The sequence below is a fragment of the Amycolatopsis cihanbeyliensis genome (genome assembly GCF_006715045.1).
Lineage (GTDB): Bacteria > Actinomycetota > Actinomycetes > Mycobacteriales > Pseudonocardiaceae > Amycolatopsis > Amycolatopsis cihanbeyliensis.
In genome coordinates this window covers 607,126-627,636 of the sequence record NZ_VFML01000001.1, presented here as the reverse complement: position 1 = coordinate 627,636, position 20,511 = coordinate 607,126, and the positions used below count along the sequence as shown (strand labels likewise).

Sequence of the window (20,511 nt, the reverse complement as noted above, 5' to 3'; positions counted from 1 at the left end):
CAGCCGGCGTGTTTGCCGCCCACGCGCGCGAGTTGGCTGTCCACGCGCGCGAGTTGGCTGTCCACGCGCGCGAGTTTGCCGTTCCCGTACCGGAGCCGGTCACCGGGTGAGCGCCGCCGCGTCCAGCGGGCGTGGGCACGCTACGAGCGGCGCGACCGCCTCGGCCATGGCGTGGTAGCCGGCGTCGCTGGGATGCAGGTGGTCACCGCTGTCGTAGGCGGGGTCGAGCCGGTCCTGGTCCGCCGGAGCGGCCAGGTGCCGGTCCAGGTCGACCACCGCGTCGTACTCACCCGAGGTGCGGATCCAGCGGTTCAGCTCGTCACGTACCCGCTCGCCGCGCTCGCTGTAGTAGAACGCGCCTTTGTACGGCAACAGAGTCGCGCCGATCACCTCGATGCCGCGGGCCCGCGCCCGGTGGATCAGCTCGCGGTGTCCCGCGATCAGTTCAGCCGAGGTCACCTCCGGGTTCGGCGAGCAGGGAAAGTCCTCGATCTCGCTGAACCCGATGTCGTTGATGCCCTGGAGCACGATCACGGTTCCCACTCGCGGCTGGTCCAGCGCGTCGCGCGCGAACCGGGTCAGCGCCTTCTCGCCGACGCAGTCCGTGATCACCCGGTTTCCGCTGATGCCCGCGTTGAGGACCGGACGTGGCCTTCCGCCAGCCGCGAGGCGCTCGGCCAGCTCGTCCGGATACCGGTTGTTCGCGTCCGGTGTGGACGCCGTGCCGCCGGTGATGGAGTTGCCGAAGGCCACCACCGCATCTCGCGGGGCAGGGACGCCGGCGACCTCCACGCCGGAAAGGTAGTACCAGGAACGGGTGGTGTCGCTGAACGCGTTCCCGTCGTGGTCGGCGCGATGGTCGCCGGCGGCACGATAACTGGTGGCGCGGGCATCCGCGTGGAAGGTCGCCGGTCCGGTCGGCTCGGCGAAGTACACGGTGACCGTCACCGACCCCAGTTGCTCGACGCGCAACGGTGCCAGGTCGCTGGCCACCTCGGCCCCGGCCGGGATGACGACCGAAGGCGATCGCCCGAAGGTCACGTGTCGCAAGGAGTCCGGCCGCACGGCCGCGCCACCCGCGGACCGTGCGATGGTTGCTCCGGTCACCGTCAGCGGCGCGTGTCCGTAGACGTTGCTCAACCGGATCCGGACCGCGGCTCCGCCGTGGGAAACCCGGACGACCTGGCGCACGGTCTGGTTTTCGAACCCCTCCAGCGACCAGTTCGGAACGAGGCCGCCACCGGCCCGCATCACCGAGGCCGACCAGGTGCCCGACCAGTCGGGTGCGCTCGTGGATTCCGGCCGAGCGCCCGCGGTACCGGGCCCGGCCAGCAGGCCGGCGGCCGTGAAAATGCCGAGCAGTAGAGCGAGAAAACGCTTCCCATGCCTCATCGGCCCTCATTACTCGTTGTTTGCTCGACGGGTCACGAAAGTCGCGATGGCGAATTCGTCAAGGTGGACGTCCCGGAATCGCCGATGATGCTCAACACGCTAGCACGCCGGTGATGTCGCGAGATACGTGCCGAACGGCGCAAACTTCCTACTCGTCTTGACCCAGTTATCCGGAGGATCCTGAAGCGGGATTTAATGTTTCGACCCTTGCGCTCTCTTTGCCGGGAACAGTCGTTGAATTTGTTGCTCTCGGTGAGGGTCATTCAGGCACGGGTGCATGCCGACGAGTCGGTCACGGGCTCCGGTGCTTCGGTCACCGTGCCACGGCGGCACGCGGGCCCGGACCGGGTTTGTCGGTGGTGGCCGGCAGTCTCCGACCATGAACGAGATCTCCCCGCAGCACTACTCGCGGCAGTGGTCCACCGGTGGTCGGGTCGGCGTACCGCGCACCGGGGACGAACGCGAGATCCTGGTCGGCTTCCTGGACTGGCACCGGGAGACCTTCGCCCTCAAGTGTGCGGACACCGCACCGGAACGCCTCGCGGAGAAAGGCATCCCGCCGTCCGGGCTGAGCCTGCACGGGCTGGTGCGGCACCTCGCGGGGGTGGAGCGATGGTGGTTCCGGATCCAGTTCGCCGGGGAGGACGTGCCGCTGCTGTACTACTCCGACGACGATCCCGATCACGAGTTCAACCTGCTCGACGGGGACGCCGACGCGGCCTTCGCGGTCTGGCGGGCGGAGTGCGCCCACGCCAGGGGGATCGTGGCCGGCGCCTCCCTGGATCAGACCGGCGTCGGCCGGCGGGCCGGGGAGCCGTTCTCCCTTCGCTGGCTGCTGGTGCACCTGACCACCGAGTACGCCCGGCACAACGGTCACGCCGACCTGCTGCGTGAGCGGATCGACGGCGCGACCGGCGCGTAGCGGGTCAGAACATCGTCGGGATCGGGTTGCTCAGGATGGGATCCCGACACCGCGGGCCGCTCTGGGCGGCCAACTCGCGTGCGTGGGCGGCCAACTCGCGTGCGTGGGCGGCCAACTCGCGTGCGTGGGCGGCCAACACGATGGGGCGGGTCAGGTGCGGGTGTCGGACCAGGCCCGCCAGAGGGTGGCGTAACGGCCACCCGCGGCCAGGAGTTGCTCGTGGGTGCCGGTTTCCACCACGCGGCCTGCGTCCAGCACCACGATCCGGTCCGCCGCGGCGGCCTGGGTGAGGCGGTGGGCGACCACCAGGCCCGTGCGACCGGCGAGGGCCTGGTCGGCGGCGCGTTCCAGCGCCCGCGCGCCCGCGCTGCCCGCCTCCGCGGTCGCCTCGTCCAGGATCGCGATCGGCGGGTCGGCCAGCACCAGCCTGGCCAGCGCGAGCTGCTGGGCCTGGGTGACGGTGAGCCGGTGCCCGCCGTCACCGACCACGGTGGCCAGCCCCTCCGGCAGGGAATCCACCCAGCCGAGCGCGCCGGTGCGCTCCAGCGCCGAGCGTAGCCGCCGCTCATCCGCCTCCGGCGCGGCGAGCCGCAGATCCTCGGCCAGCGGGCCGGCGAACACGTGCACCTCCTGGCTGATCAGCGCCACGGTCCGGCGCACGCCCGCGGGGCCCAGCTCGGCCAGCCCGACTCCACCGAGCCGGACCGAGCCACCAGTAGGGACGTGGATGCCGGCGATCAGCTTGGCCAGCGTGGTCTTGCCCGCACCGCTGGCGCCGACCAGCGCGACCCGTTCCGCCGTGCCCACGTCCAGGTCGACCTGCCGCAGCACCTCGTGCCCTGGCAGGTACTCGTGGCGCACCGCGGCCGCCTTCACCGAGGCGTCCACGGGGCTCGCCACCCGCGGTGGCTCCTGCTCGGCCGGCAGGTCGGACACCCCGACGAGCCGGGCCAGGCTGGCCCCGGCGGCCTGTGCGTCGTCCACCAGCGCGAGTGCCGCGTTGATCGGGTTGAACAGGCTGTGGAAGTACAGTGCGGCCGCGGTCGCGGTGCCGACGCTCACCGCGCCCGCGTCCACCAGCAGGAAACCGGCGGCCAGCACCGCGGCCAGCCCGACGAACTCGGCCAGGTTCAGCCGGGCGAAGAACCTGGTCACCAGGCGAATCCCGCGCAGGGCCAGGTCCACCGCACCCCACGAGCGCTCGGTCACCCGCGCCACCTGGGCATCGGCCAGCCGGAAGGCGCGCACCGTCCGAGCCCCGCCGACGGTGTCCAGCAGTTGCTGTTGCTGCGCGCCCACGGCCACCCGCTGGGCGGCGTACAACGGCACCGCCCTGCGCACGTACCAGCGCACCGTATGCCACTGGATCGGCGCGGCCAGCAACGCGGCGAGCAGGAAGCGCCAGTCCAGTACGGTCAGCCCGACCAGGGTCAGCCCGATGGTCAGCGCCGAGCGCCCCAGTTCCGGCAGCGCGTCCCGGACCGACTTGGCGATCACCGTGACGTCGTTGGTGACCCGGGCGGTGAGGTCGCCCGACCCGGCCCGCTCCACCTGTTCCAGCGGCAGGGACAGGGCCCGCTGCACGAAGCGTTCGCGCAACGTGGCCAGCATCCCCTCACCGAGCCGGGCCACCAGGCCCAGCCCGAGCGCCGTGGTCACCCCGCGGGTCAGGGCCACCAGCGCCAGCAGCACCACCGGCAAGGTGAGCGCGTCCGGCCCGCGCTGCCCGACCACCAGGTCCACGATGTGGCCCAGCAGGGGGGCGGTCAGCAGGCCGACCCCGGTAGCGACCAGCAGCACCAGGAAAGCCCCCGTGGCGAGGCCCCGCCGGGGGCGCAGCAGCTCGCCGAGCACGGCCCTGGTACGTGCCCAGCTCGCGGTGGGCAGTAGCTCCCGCTGCCCGGTCATGCCAGCACCGCCGCCCGGTAGTCGGCGAGCTCGCGCACCAGGTCGGCGTGCGTACCCTCGGCGGTCACCACACCCTCGGCCAGCAGCACCACCCGGTCCGCCGCGGCGAGCAAGGCCGGGCTGGTGGTGACCAGGAGCGTGGTGCGCCCCGCCCGCACCTCGGCGAGCGCGGCGGCGATCCTGGCCTCGGTCACCGCGTCCACCGCGGTGGTCGGCTCGTGCAGCGCCAGCACCGGTGCCTCGGCCGCCAGCGCGCGGGCCAGTGCCACCCGCTGCCGCTGGCCCCCGGACAGCGACTGGCCTCGCTCGGTCAGCCGGGTCGCCCTCCCGTCCGGAAGGCTCTGGGCCACCTCGTCCGCGGCCGCGGCGACCAGCGCGCGCTCCGCCCCGGCCGCACCCGCCCCGGCGAGGACGTTGTCCAGCAGGCTGCCCTCGAACAGGTCCGCGTCGTGCGCGGCGACCAACACCGCACCCCGCAGCTCCTCCGGGGACAGTTCGGCCAGCGGCACCCCGTCCAGCTCGACGGAGCCCCGCTCGGGGTCGACCTCCCGCCCGAGGCAGGCCAGCAGGTCGGTGGCACCGGCGGGATCGGTCGTGACCACCCCGGTCAGCTCGCCGGCCGCGAGTTCGAGGTCCAGGCCGCGCAACGCACCGTGCCGGACCCCGCGCAGCCGCACGGTGCCGGCGAGTGGGTCGGGCAGCCCGGCCCGGCCGGGGGAGACGGCGGGCGGTGCGGCCAGTACCGAGGCCACCCGTTCCGCGGAGGCCCGGCCCTGCGCCAGCTCGGCGTTGACGACGGAGAAGATCTGGAACGGGGTGAGCAGGAACTGCGCCAGCCCGACCGCGGCGACCAGTCCGCCGACGCTGATCGCGCCCTGCATCGCCAGCTGCCCGCCGACCAGCGCGACCAGCGCGATGAACACCCCGGTCAACGCCAGCAGCGCGCCATCGTGCCAGGCCTGGGCCCGAGCCGCGCGCAGGGTGGCCGCGAGCGAGGTGCGGCTGGTGCGCCGGTACCGGGCGACCGCGGCCGCTTCGGCGCCGATGCCCTTGAGCACCCGCAGCCCGCGCACCAGGTCGGCGGCCACCCCGGAGGCGTGCGCCGCGCGCTCCTGCTCCACCCCGCTGCGCCGCTCCAGCGGCCGACCGACCAGGTGTGCCAGCGCCAGCAGCGGGGGAGTGCCGAGCAGCACCAGCAACCCGAGCGGCACCGAGATTCGCAGCAACGCGATCGCGCTGACCAGCAACCCGGCCAGTCCCGCGATCCCGAACGGGAGCGCCCCGCACACCGCGCCCACCCGCTTGGCGTCCCCGGTGGCGATGTTCACCAGCGCGCCCGGCAGCCTGCCGGCCTCGACGCCGCCGTGCGGGTCGAGCACCCGCCTGCTCACCTGGATGCGCAACCCGTGTGCGGCCTGCTCGGCCGCTCGCTCCGCGGCCCGCGCGCCGAACCGGTAGCAGTAGGACAGCGCGGCGAACAGCGCGGCCAGTGCGGCCAGCCACCACAGCAACGCGCCGGTGGCCCCGGTGGCCACGGCCTGGTCGATCATCAGGCCGATCACCACCGGCACCAGCGCCTCGCCGCCCTGGTGCCCCGCGGCGAGCACGCTGGCAAGCGCGATCCGGCCGCGCTGACCCGCGACGGCGCCGCGGAGCACCCCGCGGCCGGTCGGTTCCGGGGGTTGCGAGCGCACCCTGCCTACCTCCACCCAGTTCTGCCGATTGGTAGGTAAGGCTACTCTAAGTCGGCGGCTCGGGAACCCGACCCACGGCGGGAGGACGCATGCTCGACGTACGGCTGGTGAACGCCACCGTGCACACCATGGACGACGACCTGAGGGTGGCCCACGAGATCGGCGTGTGGCGAGGCCGGATCGTCGGGCTGGACGGCGCGGTGTCCGGGTTGCCCGCCCGGCACGAGGTGGATCTGGGCGGGGCCACGGTGCTGCCCGGTTTCCTCGACGCGCATGTGCACCTGGCCTGGACCGGGCTCGCCGCGCGCCGCACCGTGGTGAACCCGCGGGAGGGGGTGCCGCGGATGCTCGAGGTGATCCGCGCGGCCGCCCTGCGTACGCAACCGGGGGAGTGGGTGGACATCGGCGGCTACGACCAGCGGCCGCTCGGCAGGCATGTCACCGCCGCGGAGCTGGACACGGTGGCCGCGGGCCGCAGGATCCTGATGGTGCACGACTCCGGCCACGCCTGCGTGGTGAACGGCGCGGTGCTCGACCTGCTGCCCGCGGACCTGCCGCACGAGGACGGGGTGTTCGCCGAGGCCGGGATGGCCGCCGTGCGCGCACTGCGGCAACCCTATTCGACCGCGGAGCTGGTGGACGCCATCGAGCACGCGGGACGAGCCTGTCGCGCCGAGGGCATCACGGCGGTGGCCGAGGCGGGCATCGGTGGTGGGCTGATCGGGCACAGCCCGGTCGAGCTGGCCGCTTACCAGGACGCACTGGACACGGGCAGGCTGCCGTTGCGGGTGCAGGCGATGATCGCCGCCGACGTGCTGGGACCCGCGGGCGCGCACCCGGAGGACGACATCGCCCGCGCCGTCGGGGTGGGGATGCGCACCGGCTTCGGCGGTGACCGGCTGTCCGTCGGCGCGCTCAAGGTGTTCACCGACGGCGGCATGATGCCGCGCACCGCCGCGCTCACCGAGCCGTACGTCGGGCTGGGGCACTCCGGCCAGCTGTTCGCCGACCCCGGGGATCTCACCGACACCATCGTGCGGGGACATCGGGCCGGCTGGCAGTTGGCCGTGCACGCCATCGGTGACCGGGCGGTCGACCTGGCGCTGGAGGCGCTGGAGCGCGCGCACCGGGAGCGCCCGCGGCCGCACGCCCGGCACCGCGTCGAGCACGCCGGGCTGGTACGTCCGGACCAGCTCCCGCGGTTCGCCCGGGTCGGGGCGAGCGCCGTGGTGCAGCCGAACTTCCTGACTTACCTCGGGGACGACTACGCGGCGATCATGGGGCCGGAGCGGGCGGACTGGCTGTACCGGGGCCGCGGCTTCCTCGAGCACGGCGTGCCCCTTGTCGGCAGCTCCGACCGGCCGGTGACCGGGGGAGCACCGCTGCGCGCGATCCAGTTCCTCGTGCAGCGCACCACCGGAGCCGGCCTGCCGGTCGGCGCCGGCGAGGCCGTCGGTGTGTCCGACGCCCTCCGTGCCTACACCGCGAGCGCGGCGCACGCCTGCCACTGGGAGCGCGAGCTCGGCACGATCGAGCCGGGCAAGCTGGCCGACCTGGTCGTGCTCGGGGACGACCCGCACCGGGTGCCACCGGAGGAGATCGGGGCGATCGAGGTGGTCGCCACCGTGAGCGCCGAGGACGGCGCGCTGGTCACCCACGGCACCGACCTCGGCCTCCAGCCGGAGTAGCCCGGCATTCCGCGCGATGCGGTGATTCAGTTAGCCTAACCTTAAGTGGCGGGCCGGGTGCGGCCAGGCGGGAGGTCTTCGTGTCGGTGGTGCAGCGCGCCGCCCCCGCGCCCGGGGCGGCCGGCGGCACACCGGACCCCGTCCCGGTCTCGCGGGGCGTGCGCGCCCTGCGAGGGATCGGCCTGCTGGTCGCCCTCGGGGCGCTGGCCGTGGTGATCCTGCTCAGCGTGTGGCTCGGCACAAGGGGCATCCCGTTCGGCGCCACCTGGGACCTGCTGTGGCAGCACGACGGCTCGGAGAACGCGGTCATCATCCACGCCTACCGCATCCCGCGCACCGTGGTCGGGGTGCTGGTGGGCGCCGCGCTCGGCCTCGCCGGCGCGCTGATGCAGGCGCTGACCCGCAACCCGCTCGCCGATCCCGGGCTGCTCGGTGTCAGCCTCGGCGCCGCCACCGGCGTGGTGATCGCGATCGCCTTCGCCGGGGTGTCCGCGGTCCTGGGGTACGTGTGGTTCGCCCTCACCGGCGCCGCGCTGGCCGCGGTGGTGGTCTACGCGATCGGCTCGGCGGGCAGGGCGATGGCCACCCCGGAGCGGCTGGTGCTGGCCGGCGCCGCGGTGACCGCCGTGCTGTACGCCTTCAACACCGCGGTGCTGCTGCTCAACCCGCGGGCGTTCAACGAGTTCCGGTTCTGGAACGTCGGTTCGCTCGCCGGGCGGGACCTGGACGTGGTGTGGCCGGTGTTGCCGTTCGTCGTGGCGGGAGTGCTACTGGCACTGCTGCTGGCCCGGCCGCTGAACGCGCTGGCCATGGGGGACCAGCTCGGTCGCGCGCTCGGCGCGCACATCGGCCGGACCAGGGTGCTCGGCGCGCTGGCCGCCACGCTGCTGTGCGGTGCCGCCACCGCCGCGGCCGGTCCGATCAGCTTCGTCGGGCTGGCCGTGCCGCACGTCGCCCGGATCATGGTCGGGCCGGACCAACGCTGGGTGCTGCCGTACTCGCTGGTGCTCGCGCCGATCCTGCTGGTCGGCGCGGACGTGCTGGGCAGGGTGGTCGCCGCTCCCGGCGAGGTGCAGGTGGGCATCGTGACCGCCCTTCTCGGCGCGCCGCTGTTCATCGCGCTGTGCCGCAAGCGGAAGTTGGCCTCGCTGTGAGCCGCCGGCCGTACCGGGTGCTGCGCAGCCGCGGCGGCGCGGTCTCGCTACGGTTCGACGGGCGCGCGACGGTGGTGTGTGCGGCGCTGGCCGCGGCACTCGCCGGGATCACCCTGCTCACCCTGGCCACCGGGGAGTACGAGCTCTCCGTGGGCGAGGTGCTGTCCGCGCTGGCCGGCCGGGGCACCTCCGGGGCCGACTTCATCGTCAACACGCTGCGGCTGCCCCGGTTGCTGACCGCGCTGCTCGTCGGCGCCGCGCTGGGCGCCAGCGGTGCCGTGCTGCAGCGGCTGTCCGGCAACCCGCTGGGCAGCCCGGACATCATCGGGTTCACCTACGGCTCGGCCACCGGCGCACTGGTGGTGATCGTGTTGCTGGACGGCAGCATGCTGCGGATCTCCGGCGGCGCGCTGGCCGGTGGCGCGGTCACCGCCGTGCTGATCTACCTGCTCGCCTACCGCCGCGGCCTGCAGGGCAACCGGTTCATCCTGGTCGGCATCGGGATCAGCGCGATGGCGCTGGCCGCCAACTCCTACCTGATCACTGAGGCCAGCCTGACCGACGCGCTGGAGGCGCAGGCCTGGCTCGTCGGCAGCCTGAACGGGCGAGGATGGGACCAGGCGCTGATGGTGGGCCTCGCGGTGGCGGTGCTGCTGCCGCTCGGCGGTTACTACGGCCGCAGGCTGAGCATGCTGGAGCTCGGAGACGACACCGCGACCGCTCTCGGGGTCGGGGTCGAGCGGGCCCGGCTGGTGCTGCTGCTGGTGAGTGTCGGGCTGGCGGCCATCGCGACCGCCGCCACCGGGCCGATCTGGTTTCTCGCGCTGGCGGCGCCGCAGCTGGCCCGCAGGCTCACCCGCACGGCAGGCGCGGGCCTGGTGCCCGCGGCCCTGCTCGGTGCGCTGCTGCTGGCCGGTGGGGACTTCGCCGTGCAGCGGGTGTTCGCGGACACCCAACTGCCGGTGGGCACCGCCACCGGCACCCTCGGCGGGCTCTACCTCGGCTGGCTGCTCACCTCGGAATGGCGCACGGGCAGGGGATGACCCGGCCCGGCAGGTTCGGCACGAAAGGACACCATCGATGACCCGGCTGTACGCGGACAACCTGACGTTGGCCTACGACCAGCGGACCGTGGCCACCGAGCTCGGGGTGGCGATCCCGGACGGTTCGTTCACCGTGATCGTCGGGCCGAACGCGTGCGGGAAGTCGACCCTGCTCAAGGCGCTGGCCCGGATGCTGAAGCCCCGCACCGGGGCGGTGTACCTGGACGGCTCGGTGATCTCCGGCTACCGCTCACGGGAGGTGGCCCGCAGGCTCGGCCTGCTCCCGCAGACCTCGATCGCGCCGAGCGGGATCACCGTCGGCGACCTGGTGGCCCGCGGTCGCTACCCGCACCAGCGGCTGCTGCGGCAGTGGTCGGAGGAGGACGAGGCGATGGTGACCGAGTCGATGCGGCTGACCGGCGTGCTGGAGCTGTCCGGCCGGCTGGTCGACGAGCTGTCCGGCGGGCAGCGGCAGCGGGTCTGGCTGGCCATGGTGCTGGCCCAGCAGACCGCCATCCTGCTGCTGGACGAGCCGACCACCTTCCTGGACATCGCGCATCAGGTCGAGGTGCTGGACCTGTGCGCGGACCTGCACGAGGAGAAGGGGCACACGCTCGTCGCGGTGCTGCACGACCTGAACCAGGCCTGCCGGTACGCCACCCACCTGATCGTGATGCGGCCGGGTGGCGAGATCGCCGCCGAGGGCGAGCCGACCGAGATCGTGACGGCGGAACTGGTGGACGAGGTGTTCGGCCTGCCCTGCCGGGTCATCGACGACCCGGAGACCGGCACGCCACTGGTGGTGCCGCTGCGTCGCAAGCCGGCCGCCGAGGCCGACGCCCCGGCGGCCGCCCGCGCCGCCTCGTGACGGGCGCGGGTCAGACGTTGGTGATCTCGTCGATCAGCGACTCGACGTCGAAGTGGTCCTCCTCGGCGCCGAGCGGGACCAGTGCGATGGTGGCGTCCAGGAACCGCTCCACGTCCTCGCGCAGCATCTCGACCACCGCGTAGCCGTCCGGGGACTCCAGCTCGAGGATGAGGTAGTCCTCGTCGACCGAGAGGTCCGGGCGCACCCGGACGTCGCCGATCCCGGCCGGCTCGGTGAGGCCGGCCACCAGGAGATCCCTTGCGAAGGACCACTCCACCCACTGACCGCGTTCGACCTGGAAGGCGATGCCGACCGCGAACGGCTCTCTCCTCAGGTACGAGCAACGCGAACGAACGGGCAGGGCGCAGCCGTTCAGCGACACGAACTGATGCTGGTGTACGGCGTCGGTGCTCACGTGTCACCCCTCCGGTCTGGTTCGCGCGAAGGCGAACGGGCTCGATGCTGGAGTGATGGCCCCCGGGACGTTTCGTGACGCGCCGGCTGCGATCTTTCACGTGATCGGGTGTACGGGCGGTGATCGACATGGTGTGGCTCACTCTCGGTCGCGAGTACCGGGATGCCCTGCGACCAGCATTCCTGCACGGACAGAGTCGGTTCGCTTACCGTGTGTCCCCAGGAGGTGGTGGGATGGTCGCGGGGCGTTACGGCCGCTACCTGCGGCTCGGCGAGTTACTCGGCTTGCAGCGCCCGCGGGCCGCCGAGGGACGAGCCGAACCCAGTGACGCGTACGCGAGTGAACACCTGTTCATCGTCGTGCAGCAGGCGTCCGAGCTGCTGCTGCGTCAGGTGCTGCTGGACCTCGGCTCGGCGGTGGAGCATCTCGAGTCGGCGCGGCCCGAGCTCGTCGCCGCCACCCGCAGGGTCGAGCGAGCGACCGCGGTGATCGCCCAGCTCACCGGCCAGCTGGCGCTGTTGTGGCAGGTGCCGCAGCGGCAGTTGGCCGGGCTGCGTTGCCGGGTCGGCGCCATCGGGGCCGGGCATTCCGAGCAGGTCACCCGGCTGCTGGAGGTGATGGGTCTGGCCGGAACGCCCAGCCCGCTGGAGGCTGCCCTGCTGCGGCTGCTGCGGCGGCGCCCCTGTGACGTGGACGGGGTGCCGGAGCTGGCCCGGTCGATGAAGCAGCTGGCCCTGGCGATGTGGTCCTGGCAGGCCCGGCATGCCGAGCTGGCCGGGCGTGGGCTGCACTCCGATGGCACCGGCGGCATCCCGCTGATGCGTTCCCGGCTGCGGATCGCCTTCCCCCGCCTTCCCGACCTCGAGCGGTGGCACTGAGCCCCGGCACGGACGGCGCGTCCGCTACACGCCCCAGTCCGGGCGCAACGGCATCCGGGCGTCGCCGTCCGCGGCCACCTTCACGCCGAGTGCCTGGTGCAGCTCGATCTGCCGGCGCTCGAAGGACAGGCGGGAGGCGGCCATATACAGCGCCCACACGCGAGCCCTGCCGAGCCCGGCCTCCTCCACAGCCTCCCCCCAGCCGGCGTCCAGGTTGGCGCACCACGCGGCGAGGGTCCGCGCGTAGTGCTCGCGGAGGTTCTCCTCGTGCCGCACCTCGAACCCGTTGTCCTGCATGGCGGCCAGGATCTCGCCGACGCCCTCCAGCTCCCCGTCCGGGAAGACGTAGCGGTCGATGAACGGTCCGGTCCGGTGCGGCTCGTGGGTGGTCGGCCGGGTGATGCAGTGGTTGAGCAGCCGCCCGCCCGGCCGCAGCTTCTCGGCGAGGAACCGGAAGTAGCCGGGCAGGTTGCGGGCGCCGATGTGCTCGGTGAGGCCGATCGAGGAGACCGCGTCGAACCCGGTCTCGGCCACGTCCCGGTAGTCGAGGTGGCGGACCTCCACCCGGTCCGCGAGCCCCTCGGCGACGACGTGCTTCTGTCCCCACTGCGCCTGCTGCCGGGAGAGGGTGACGCCGAGCGCGTGCACGCCGTAGTGCTTGGCCGCGTGCGCCACCATGCCGCCCCAGCCGCAGCCGACATCCAGCAGCCGCATGCCCGGCCGCAGCTCCAGCTTGCGGCACACCAGGTCGAACTTGTGCGCCTGTGCCTCCTCCAGTGAGGCGTCCTCGGCGGGGAAGCAGGCACAGGTGTAGGCCATCGAGGGGCCGAGTACGAGCTCGTAGAACCGGTTCGAGACGTCGTAGTGCCGGGAGATCGCCTGCGAGTCCCTGCCCCTGGAGTGCCGCAGGCCCTGTACCCCGCGGCGGAACCGGCCGGGCATCTCCTCCGCCGGCGGCGGCAGCCTGCGCAGGTGTCCGGGACCGAGATCGCGCAGGACCCGCAGGCCCGCCCGCCAGTCCAGGCCGTTCATCCACGGGGCCAGCGTGCGCAGCACGGTGTAGATGTCGCCGAACACCCGCAGGTGCCCGGTGACGTAGGCGCGGGCGAGGCCGAGCTGCCCCGGCGCGGACAGCAGATAGCTCAACGCGGTCGGCGAGGTCAACTCGATTCCGGCCACGGCGTCGGGCGGTCCGACGCTGCTGCCGTCGTAGGCGGTGATCCTCAGCGGTGCGTTCGGCCCGAGGACGTCTTCGAAGATCCGTGCGAGCTTCGGTCGAGACCGGCGCATATCGTTCACCCCTCGCGTCTTGTCAAGAGTGTTCTAGCGTGCTCGTACGCATTTCTCGTACAGGTCGAGCAGCCTGCCTCCCGGGTCGTACCGGTTCTTCAGCGTGCGGTAGGTCCCGCCGTTGTACAGGCGCCAGAAGGTGTCCTCGTCGTAGTAGCTGTCCGAGTACAGGGACTTGTGTCCTTCCAGCTCGGTGACCGTGCGCTCGATCAGCCGGTTGCGGCTGCCCTCGGGCTCGCCGGGAGCCAGCTCGACCGACGACCAGAAACCGAAGTTCACGTACAGGGTCGCCGGATCCAGCTCGTACAGCGGCCAGTGGGCCGTCCCGCGTTGCCGGATCGGGCATACCCACACCGGGCTGATCGGAATCTCGCGGTGGAAGAAGTCCAGGAACTCGGCCGCGCGCCGCACCGGCACCTCGATGTCCTGGATCACGGGTTCCCTGCGCGGCGTGCCGAGCAGCCCGCGCAGCGAGCGGGTGATGCCGTGCCGGCGTTCGAAGGCCGCGACCTTCCAGTAGATGTCCGAGCGCAGCAGCCGCCTGCCGAGCAGCCTGCGCACCGGGCGGTGCTGCACGCCGAGCGCGGCGGAGCACCAGAACCAGTCGGTGTCCCAGCGCCATAGGTAGTCCCGCACCGAGAGGTGGTCCACCGCACGGCGCGGGATCGACCGGTAGTAGATGTCCAGGTAGGTGTAGTCGCTGGTCCACGGCGCGTGCTCGGTGAAGGTGCCCAGGGTCAGGTACAGCTCGCCCGGGCCGAACACCGTGCCGTCCACGAAATCCACCGTCTTGCCCTCGTGCGAGCGGGTGTCGCAGGCGCCGGCGAGCGCATCGAAGTAGGCACCGGCCTCGGTGTAGCGCAGGTGCCGCAGTCGCACGTACGGCAGTACCGGCTCCAGCCGGATCCGCAGCCGCAGCACGTAGCCGAGGGTGCCGTAGGAGTTCGGGAAGCCGTGGAACAGCTCGCTGTGCTCGTTGTCCGGCCGGGCGAGCACGACCTCCCCTTCCCCGGTGAGGATCTCCATCTCCAGCACCGACTCGTGTGGCATGCCGTTGCGGAAGGAGGAGGACTCGATGCCGAGGCCGGTCACGGCGCCGCCGAGGGTGATGCTCTTGAGCTGGGGAACCACCAGCGGCATCAGCCCGTACGGCAGGGTGGCGTCCACCAGTTGCTCGTAGGTGACCATCCCCTCGACCTCGGCGGTCCTGCCGACCGGGTCGACCTCGAGCACGTGGGTGAAGCCGGAGACGTCCAGACCGCCGGCCCCGGGGCCGGAACGTCCGCGGAAGAGGTTGGAGGTGCTTTTGGCGAGCCGGACCGGCGTCCCGGCGGGCAACCCGGCCAGTTGCGCACGGAGCCCGGCCACCCGGGTCTCGTACGCCTCCGGTGCCCTCGGACCCGCCGCGTCCCTCGCTGTGCCGGACAACATACTTTCATCCTGACCTTGCCCGGCCCGGCGCGCCACTGGATTGCCCGGTCCCTGCCGGGGACGGCGTACCGCCCCCGGCAGGGACCGGGCGGGCTTTCAGGTTCTCACGCGCAGGCCGGAGCCACTGGATCGTTCGACCCGGTGTACAGGAACCCGTCGCTGATCCAGTTGCCGCTGTCCAGCCGGTTCCACAGGTCGGTGCGACCCCAGACGCCGTCCACCTCGCCACCACGGGCGGTGCAGTCGATCCCCACGACGGTGCCGTCGGTCACCGTGTCGACGATCGAGTAGTCGAGCCCGGGACCGGAACGCAGGTTCACCCGGTCGTACTGACCGCTGTCCACCGTTCCGGTGGGCCCCTCCGGTGCGTCCCCGCCGCCGTAGTTGGTCAGCCGGCCACCACGACCGACGGTGGCCCCGTTGCGTTCGGCGTAGCCGCCGTAGGCCCTGGACCCCACCTGGAAGGTCCACCCACCGATGGTCATGTTGTCCACGCTGATGTGCGAGTCGCCGCGCAGCAGGGACAGGTGGACGTGTGCGCCCGAGCTGGACCCGCCGCAGGGCAGCTCGTTGCCGATATGCCCGAGGTAGGTGCCGGTGCGCACCGAGCTGCCGTTGGAAAGGTTGGTCAGGTTGTACATGTGGTAGTAGGTCGTGCTGTAACCGTTGGGGTGCACCACCTTCACCAGCGCGCTGCGGCCGCGGACACAGCTCTTGTACACGCGGCCCGGGCCCGCGGAGAGTACCCGGCCGTCCCCGCCGTTGAAGTCGATCGAGCTGAACGGGCGGCTGTTGCCGCTGTTGCCGTGCGGGCCGCCGCCCATCCACCAGGCGACGCCCTCCGACCAGGGCAGCCCGAGGCCGGTGTCGGCCATCGGCGCGGCCTGGTTCGCCGCGGCGAAGTTGCTGGCGAACAGTTGCTTCTCACCGGTGCTGACCACCGACTCGGGTGCCTGCCCGGCGAGCTCGACGAACTCGGCCGTGCCGTCCAGTTCCACCCGCCAGCCCTGCGGTTCGTGCTGCGCGACGAACAGCGCGGTCTGCGGGGCGGTGTGCTCGGTGGCCGGTGCCGGGATGGTGGTGGTGCCGAAGGCCCACTCGGTTTCCGCGAACCGGGTGGGTTCGACCAGGGGCTCGGCCAGCGAGGCGGTGCCGAACAGGGCGCGGGTTTCCGGCCCGCGCTCGGTGAGCATGGCCGCGCGGACCGACTCGTCCAGGCTCCGCGCCGGGTCGGTGGCGGCGGTCGCGTGCGGGACGACGAGCAGCCCGACCGCGGTGGTCAGGCCGGCGGCGGCGGCGAAGGCGCGCCGCCGCATCGTGGATGGGGACATGTGTTTCTCCGGGGATCGAAACGTGCAGGGGTAGTAGGCAGAAAATCGGTTGGCTACCGGCGCGTCAAGCCGCCCGACGATCGTCGGTTGTGTCCGTTGAATGGGTGGCCGAATACTGTTGATAGGCGCGGACCGGAGGTGCTCATCTCACCTGCCCAGCAGCCGCGCGCCCGGTCTCGTCGACCGCGGTGCGGGCGTGAAAAACTGTTTTCTTTCACAGAATATTGGTGGAAACGGGAGGCATATCGTGTCCCGCATGACCATTCCGGCCGGCGAGTCGCCCGCAGGGGCCCGGAGTGACCGGCACCCGCCGGACGTCGAGATCCTGCTGCGGACCGGGCCGTTCCACCGGGCGTTGCGGGCGGCGATCGAGCGCAGCGGGCTCACCCTGGAGGGGCTGCGTCAGCGTCTTGCCCAACGCGGCATCCGGGTCAGCATGGCGAGCCTGAGCTACTGGCAGCAGGGCCGTAGCCGGCCGGAGCGGGCGGACTCGCTGCGTGCGGTGCGCGCCATCGAGAGCATCCTCGGATTGCATACCCACGCGCTCGCCGGGCTGCTCGGTCCGCCCCGGCCGCGGGGCCGGTGGACCAACCGGCAGTCCACGGAGCGTCGCTACGACGGCATCCTGGAGCCGGCCTGGGCCTTGGCGCAGGCGATCGACCCTGTGCTCGGTCCTTCCGACCACAAGCTGCGGGTGTTCTGCCAGGAGGACATCGTGTCGGTCGGCGCGGATCGTGCCATCCACTCGGTGCGTACCAGGGTGGTGCTGCGGGCGATGGAGGACGATCCGGATCGCCACCTTGCGGTGTACTGCGCCGAACCGGGCAGTGCGGCCGCCGACATCACGCCCTCGGCGCGGGACAACTGCCGGCTCGGCAAGGTGCGGCGGCACCACGAGGCCGCGGTGATCGCCGCGGAGCTGCTGTTCGACCGCAGGCTACGGGTGGGGGAGACGCACCTGCTGGAGTACGAGTTCACCGTCGACTCCCCGGCGACGAGCCTGGACTACCGCCGGGGCTTCCGATACCCGGCCGACACCTATGTCGTGAGCGTGCGCTTCGCCGCGGGCGCGGCCCCGGTGCGCTGCTTCGGGTTCAGCAGGCACGGCCCGCACGGCAGCTCGCATACCGATGAGGAGCTGACCGTGACCTCGGGCCGCTGGGTGCATCGGATCGCCCGCGAGGTGCCGCCCGGCGTGCTCGGCGTCGGCTGGGAGTGGGAGTAGGGGCTACCGGGGGACCGGTGCCTCGCCGACCCCCGGCGCGCCTTCCGAGCGCAGCAAGGTGCTCGCCCGCTCGGCGACCTCGGTATCCACCAGCAGGTCGTGCGAGCGGGCCCGGAAACCGGGCACCGAGCTGAAGTCACGGCGGCCGCCGGTCACCGCGTGCCCGACCAGGCCGATCAGGGCACCGATGATCGCGCCGAACACGGCGCCGTAGAGCGCCAGCAGCAGGCTGGCGATCAGCGGGTCCAACCAGCCGAACCAGCCGAACAGCCAGCCGATCAGCGCACCCACCACGGCGCCGGGTCCCGCCGAGAGGCCCGCGGCCCGTAACGAGGTGAGCCTGCCGGTGACCCGCTCCACCAGCTCCATGCCGCGCCCGACGATCATCGTGCGCTCCACCGGGAAGTGCTGGTCGGAGAGGTAGTCCACGGCCTGCTCGACCTGCCGGTAGCTCGGGTAGCTGGCCACCACCTGCTGCGGGGCGGTGGGGACGGTGGTCTCGTTCGTGGTTGCCATGACTGTCACCTCCGGATGTCTCCCTCCCGGGTACCCGGTGGCGGCTTGCTCATTCCCGGCTCAACCCGGTCGCACCTCGGCGACCCGTAGCGGGGTCCCCTGCTGGCAGGTGGTCATCAGGCCAGGCTCCGGCGTGCCCCGGACCTGGACCTCGGCGCCCGGCTCCAGCCGTGCCCGCTCGCCGACCAGCAGGTAGACCTGGTCGGAGCCGGTGAGCACCAGGCAGCCGGGCTCGACGCCCTGCTGGACCACGCCGCGCACGGTGATCTCTCCCGGGGGCGTGGTGGGCGCCGTCGGCGGCGGCCTCGACCCCGTCGGTGATCCCGTGGTCGGCGGCGCCGTCGGGCCCGGTGGGGTGGCGCCGGATTCCTCGGGCGGCGCCGTGTCCGCCGCCCCGCAGGCGGTGAGCAGGAGAGCCAGAACCGCGATGCCGATCCGCACGCCGATGAGGCTACTCGCGACCGCGGATGATCGTCGGCTCGAACTCCTCGTCCTCGACTCTGGGGGACGGGATGCCCCAGCGCCCGCCGTCGGCCGCGGCGGCGCCGTGCTCGCGGCCCGGCTCGGCTCTTGGCAGGGTGGTGGACTGGTCGCCGCTCCCCATTGCGTGGTCCTTCATCGGTCACTCCCTCACTACTCGGGTTCTCGCCATGCGATTACCCCCATGCCGCGACGGGGAACCATCGCCAGGCAAACGCCCTGAAGGCCACCATACGCCGGGAGACCGGATTCGCAGGTGGCCATTCAAAGCTTCTTTCAGGGGATTGACCGAGTCTTCAGCGCCGCTCTAGTGCTGTGTTGCTTTTTCGGCGTGGGCTCCGGTGAGGGAGCGGACTTCCATTTCGGCGTGTTTGGGGTGGTTGTGTTGTTCGTGGGAGAGGAGGGTGGCGGCCCAGCCGAGGAGGAAGGAGGTGGGGATGGAGATGAGGCCGGGGTTGGAGAGGGGGAACCAGGCGATGTCGATGGTGGTGATCATGGAGGTGGGGGTGCCGGTGACGGCGGGGGAGAAGAGGATGAGCAGGATGCTGGTGGTGAGGCCGCCGTAGATGCTGGCGAGGGCGCCGGTGGTGTTGAAGCGTTTCCAGAAGAGGCTGTAGAGGATGGTGGGGAGGTTGGCGGAGGCGGCGACGGCGAAGGCGAGGGCGACGAGGAAGGCGACGTTTTGGTTTTTGGCGCCGATGCCGCCGAGGATGGCGAGGGTGCCGATGACGAGGGCGGTGATGCGGGCGACGCGGACTTCGGTGTGTTTGGAGTCGACGTGGCCTTTTTTGATGACGTTTGCGTAGACGTCGTGGGCGAAGCTGGCGGAGGCGGTGATGGTGAGGCCGGCGACGACGGCGAGGATGGTGGCGAAGGCGACGGCGGCGATGAAGCCCAGGAGGAGGGGGCCGCCGAGTTCGAGGGCGAGGAGGGGGGCGGCGGCGTTGGCGCCGCCGGGGGCGGCGGCGATGGTGTCGGGGCCGACGAGGGCGGCGGCGCCGTAGCCGAGGATGAGGCTGAAGAGGTAGAACAGGCCGATCCAGGTGATGGCCCAGACTACGGAGCGGCGGGCGTCGCGGGCGGTGGGGACGGTGTAGAAGCGCATGAGGACGTGGGGGAGGCCGGCGGTGCCGAGGACGAGGGCGAGGGCGAGGGAGAGGAAGTCGATTTTGCTGGTGTCGGTGGCGCCGTATTTGGCGCCGGGGCCCAGGAGGCTGGCGCCGTCGGTGCCGGCGCGGTCGACGGCGGCGCCGAGCAGGGTGGAGAGGTTGAGGTCGTAGCGGCTCAGGACCCAGAAGGTCATGAGGGCGGCGCCGGTGATGAGGAGGGCGGCTTTGATGATCTGGACCCAGGTGGTGCCTTTCATGCCGCCGACCAGCACGTAGATGATCATGATGATGCCGACGACGGCGATCACGAGGGATTGGCCTGTTTCTCCGGAGATGCCCAGTAGGAGGGAGACCAGGATGCCGGCGCCGGCCATCTGGGCCAGCAGGTAGAAGAAGGACACGGCGAGGGTGGAGGTGGCCGCGGCGGCGCGGACGGGGCGTTGCCGCATGCGGAAGGCCAGCACGTCGCCCATGGTGAACTTGCCGGTGTTGCGCATGAGTTCGGCCACCAGCAGCAGCGCCACCAGCCAGGCCACCAGGAACCCGATGGAGTAGAGGAACCCGTCGTAGCCGGTCAGGGCGATGGCGCCGGTGATGCCGAGGAAGGAGGCTGCGGAGAGGTAGTCCCCGGCGATGGCGGTGCCGTTCTGCGGGCCGGTGAAGCTGCGGCCGGCGGCGTAGTAGTCCGAGGCGGTGCGGGTGTTGCGGGAGGCCCGGAACACCACCACCAGGGTCACCACCACGAACACCGCGAAAATGCTGATGTTCAGGGCCGGGTTACCGCCCTGCACACCCTGCGCCAGCACACTCATCGGGCATCCCCCTCGATCTCACCGCGGAGCCGGTCCGCGATCGGGTCCAGCCGGCGGTTGGCGTACCACACGTACAACCCCGTGATCACGAACGTGGACACGAACTGCAACAACCCGAAAATCAACCCGATATTGATATTCCCCCACACCGGCCTCGACATGAAACCCGGCGCGTAATCCGCAAGCAACACATACAACAAATACCACACCAAAAAGAAACCCGTCATCGGAAAAACAAAGCTTCGCAACCGTTTACGCAACCGCCTGAAATCAGCACTTTCCTGCACCTCTTGCCAGGGCGGTGGGGATGCGGAGTGGGTGACGGGCTCGTTCATGACCAGCCTCCTCGGCGCAC

At 71.7% G+C, this 20,511-nt stretch carries 19 protein-coding genes; 7 read left to right on the top strand and 12 right to left on the bottom strand.

Features of this window, described 5'->3' with window-relative positions; all coding sequences use genetic code 11:
- Positions 1-99 precede the first annotated feature (99 nt).
- On the bottom strand, positions 100-1,392 hold the full coding sequence (locus FB471_RS02610; RefSeq protein WP_141995759.1) for an SGNH/GDSL hydrolase family protein: 1,293 nt from the start codon (positions 1,390-1,392) through the stop codon (positions 100-102).
- Positions 1,393-1,771: 379 nt separating this feature from the next.
- Between FB471_RS02610 and FB471_RS02605 the strand changes: the two genes are divergently transcribed.
- Positions 1,772-2,314 (top strand): DinB family protein, encoded by a 543-nt coding sequence (locus tag FB471_RS02605; protein ID WP_141995758.1) that lies wholly within the window; start codon positions 1,772-1,774, stop codon positions 2,312-2,314.
- Positions 2,315-2,464: 150 nt separating this feature from the next.
- Here FB471_RS02605 and FB471_RS02600 read toward each other — a convergent pair whose 3' ends face one another.
- Both FB471_RS02600 and FB471_RS02595 read right to left on the bottom strand, forming a co-directional pair.
- Positions 2,465-4,222 carry an ABC transporter ATP-binding protein gene (locus FB471_RS02600; protein WP_141995757.1) on the bottom strand — a complete coding sequence of 586 codons (1,758 nt, stop codon included), beginning with the start codon at positions 4,220-4,222 and terminating at the stop codon, positions 2,465-2,467.
- Positions 4,219-5,916: an ABC transporter ATP-binding protein gene (locus FB471_RS02595; RefSeq protein WP_141995756.1), complete on the bottom strand. Its 1,698-nt coding sequence runs from the start codon at positions 5,914-5,916 to the stop codon at positions 4,219-4,221. Before FB471_RS02595 ends, FB471_RS02600 begins: the two co-directional genes overlap by 4 nt.
- Positions 5,917-6,005: 89 nt before the next feature.
- On the opposite strand from FB471_RS02595, the gene FB471_RS02590 reads away from it, so the two are divergent.
- The 4 genes from FB471_RS02590 (at position 6,006) to FB471_RS02575 (ending at position 10,669) form a co-directional block, all read left to right on the top strand.
- The gene (locus FB471_RS02590) at positions 6,006-7,604 is read left to right on the top strand and encodes an amidohydrolase (RefSeq protein ID WP_141995755.1); all 1,599 of its coding nucleotides are present in this window, start codon (positions 6,006-6,008) and stop codon (positions 7,602-7,604) included.
- An 89-nt stretch (positions 7,605-7,693) separates the two neighbouring features.
- A complete protein-coding gene (locus FB471_RS02585) occupies positions 7,694-8,758 on the top strand; it encodes a FecCD family ABC transporter permease (RefSeq protein WP_211358184.1) in 1,065 nt (354 codons plus the stop codon).
- The gene (locus tag FB471_RS02580; RefSeq protein WP_246076209.1) at positions 8,755-9,801 is read left to right on the top strand and encodes a FecCD family ABC transporter permease; all 1,047 of its coding nucleotides are present in this window, start codon (positions 8,755-8,757) and stop codon (positions 9,799-9,801) included. Before FB471_RS02585 ends, FB471_RS02580 begins: the two co-directional genes overlap by 4 nt.
- A 37-nt stretch (positions 9,802-9,838) precedes the next feature.
- Complete coding sequence (locus tag FB471_RS02575; RefSeq protein WP_141995754.1) at positions 9,839-10,669, top strand: ABC transporter ATP-binding protein; 831 nt, start codon at positions 9,839-9,841, stop codon at positions 10,667-10,669.
- Positions 10,670-10,679: 10 nt separating this feature from the next.
- On the opposite strand, the gene FB471_RS02570 is transcribed toward FB471_RS02575, so the two are convergent.
- Positions 10,680-11,084: an SsgA family sporulation/cell division regulator gene (locus tag FB471_RS02570; RefSeq protein ID WP_141995753.1), complete on the bottom strand. Its 405-nt coding sequence runs from the start codon at positions 11,082-11,084 to the stop codon at positions 10,680-10,682.
- Between the two features lie 233 nt (positions 11,085-11,317).
- Here FB471_RS02570 and FB471_RS02565 point away from each other — a divergent pair, with 233 nt between their 5' ends.
- Positions 11,318-11,962 (top strand): tryptophan 2,3-dioxygenase family protein, encoded by a 645-nt coding sequence (locus FB471_RS02565; RefSeq protein ID WP_170220676.1) that lies wholly within the window; start codon positions 11,318-11,320, stop codon positions 11,960-11,962.
- Positions 11,963-11,986: 24 nt separating this feature from the next.
- Here the strand turns inward: FB471_RS02565 and FB471_RS02560 are convergent, their stop codons facing one another.
- From FB471_RS02560 to FB471_RS02550, 3 genes are all read right to left on the bottom strand, one after another.
- On the bottom strand, positions 11,987-13,252 hold the full coding sequence (locus tag FB471_RS02560) for a class I SAM-dependent methyltransferase (RefSeq protein WP_141995751.1): 1,266 nt from the start codon (positions 13,250-13,252) through the stop codon (positions 11,987-11,989).
- Between the two features lie 33 nt (positions 13,253-13,285).
- Positions 13,286-14,683 (bottom strand): FAD-binding oxidoreductase, encoded by a 1,398-nt coding sequence (locus tag FB471_RS02555; RefSeq protein ID WP_141995750.1) that lies wholly within the window; start codon positions 14,681-14,683, stop codon positions 13,286-13,288.
- Between the two features lie 104 nt (positions 14,684-14,787).
- Entirely contained in the window at positions 14,788-16,014 is a 1,227-nt protein-coding gene (locus tag FB471_RS02550; RefSeq protein WP_141995749.1) for a M23 family metallopeptidase, read from the bottom strand.
- A gap of 256 nt (positions 16,015-16,270) precedes the next feature.
- On the opposite strand from FB471_RS02550, the gene FB471_RS02545 reads away from it, so the two are divergent.
- A complete protein-coding gene (locus FB471_RS02545) occupies positions 16,271-17,239 on the top strand; it encodes a helix-turn-helix domain-containing protein (protein ID WP_141995748.1) in 969 nt (322 codons plus the stop codon).
- Between the two features lie 3 nt (positions 17,240-17,242).
- On the opposite strand, the gene FB471_RS02540 is transcribed toward FB471_RS02545, so the two are convergent.
- The 5 genes from FB471_RS02540 to FB471_RS02525 form a co-directional block, all read right to left on the bottom strand.
- Positions 17,243-17,755, bottom strand: coding sequence for a YflT domain-containing protein (locus tag FB471_RS02540; protein WP_141995747.1), 513 nt, complete (start codon positions 17,753-17,755; stop codon positions 17,243-17,245).
- A 60-nt stretch (positions 17,756-17,815) separates the two neighbouring features.
- Positions 17,816-18,196, bottom strand: a complete 381-nt coding sequence (locus FB471_RS02535) for a hypothetical protein (protein WP_211357928.1) — start codon at positions 18,194-18,196, stop codon at positions 17,816-17,818.
- A 10-nt stretch (positions 18,197-18,206) separates the two neighbouring features.
- Positions 18,207-18,374, bottom strand: a complete 168-nt coding sequence (locus FB471_RS33935) for a hypothetical protein (protein ID WP_170220675.1) — start codon at positions 18,372-18,374, stop codon at positions 18,207-18,209.
- 168 nt (positions 18,375-18,542) lie between these two features.
- Positions 18,543-20,156 (bottom strand): solute symporter family protein, encoded by a 1,614-nt coding sequence (locus FB471_RS02530; protein ID WP_141995745.1) that lies wholly within the window; start codon positions 20,154-20,156, stop codon positions 18,543-18,545.
- Entirely contained in the window at positions 20,153-20,491 is a 339-nt protein-coding gene (locus FB471_RS02525; protein WP_141995744.1) for a DUF485 domain-containing protein, read from the bottom strand. Before FB471_RS02525 ends, FB471_RS02530 begins: the two co-directional genes overlap by 4 nt.
- Between the last annotated feature and the right edge of the window lie 20 nt (positions 20,492-20,511).

Bases quoted from the DNA above. Each gene is read 5' to 3' on its own strand.
- FB471_RS02540 (WP_141995747.1), bottom strand. From the start codon at position 17,755: ATGGCAACCACGAACGAGACCACCGTCCCCACCGCCCCGCAGCAGGTG.
- FB471_RS02555 (WP_141995750.1), bottom strand. From the start codon at position 14,683: ATGTTGTCCGGCACAGCGAGGGACGCGGCGGGTCCGAGGGCACCGGAG.
- FB471_RS02575 (WP_141995754.1), top strand. From the start codon at position 9,839: ATGACCCGGCTGTACGCGGACAACCTGACGTTGGCCTACGACCAGCGG.
- FB471_RS02545 (WP_141995748.1), top strand. From the start codon at position 16,271: ATGACCATTCCGGCCGGCGAGTCGCCCGCAGGGGCCCGGAGTGACCGG.
- FB471_RS02600 (WP_141995757.1), bottom strand. From the start codon at position 4,222: ATGACCGGGCAGCGGGAGCTACTGCCCACCGCGAGCTGGGCACGTACC.
- FB471_RS02550 (WP_141995749.1), bottom strand. From the start codon at position 16,014: ATGTCCCCATCCACGATGCGGCGGCGCGCCTTCGCCGCCGCCGCCGGC.
- FB471_RS02560 (WP_141995751.1), bottom strand. From the start codon at position 13,252: ATGCGCCGGTCTCGACCGAAGCTCGCACGGATCTTCGAAGACGTCCTC.
- FB471_RS33935 (WP_170220675.1), bottom strand. From the start codon at position 18,374: ATGAAGGACCACGCAATGGGGAGCGGCGACCAGTCCACCACCCTGCCA.
- FB471_RS02525 (WP_141995744.1), bottom strand. From the start codon at position 20,491: ATGAACGAGCCCGTCACCCACTCCGCATCCCCACCGCCCTGGCAAGAG.
- FB471_RS02565 (WP_170220676.1), top strand. From the start codon at position 11,318: ATGGTCGCGGGGCGTTACGGCCGCTACCTGCGGCTCGGCGAGTTACTC.
- FB471_RS02605 (WP_141995758.1), top strand. From the start codon at position 1,772: ATGAACGAGATCTCCCCGCAGCACTACTCGCGGCAGTGGTCCACCGGT.
- FB471_RS02610 (WP_141995759.1), bottom strand. From the start codon at position 1,392: ATGAGGCATGGGAAGCGTTTTCTCGCTCTACTGCTCGGCATTTTCACG.
- FB471_RS02590 (WP_141995755.1), top strand. From the start codon at position 6,006: ATGCTCGACGTACGGCTGGTGAACGCCACCGTGCACACCATGGACGAC.
- FB471_RS02530 (WP_141995745.1), bottom strand. From the start codon at position 20,156: ATGAGTGTGCTGGCGCAGGGTGTGCAGGGCGGTAACCCGGCCCTGAAC.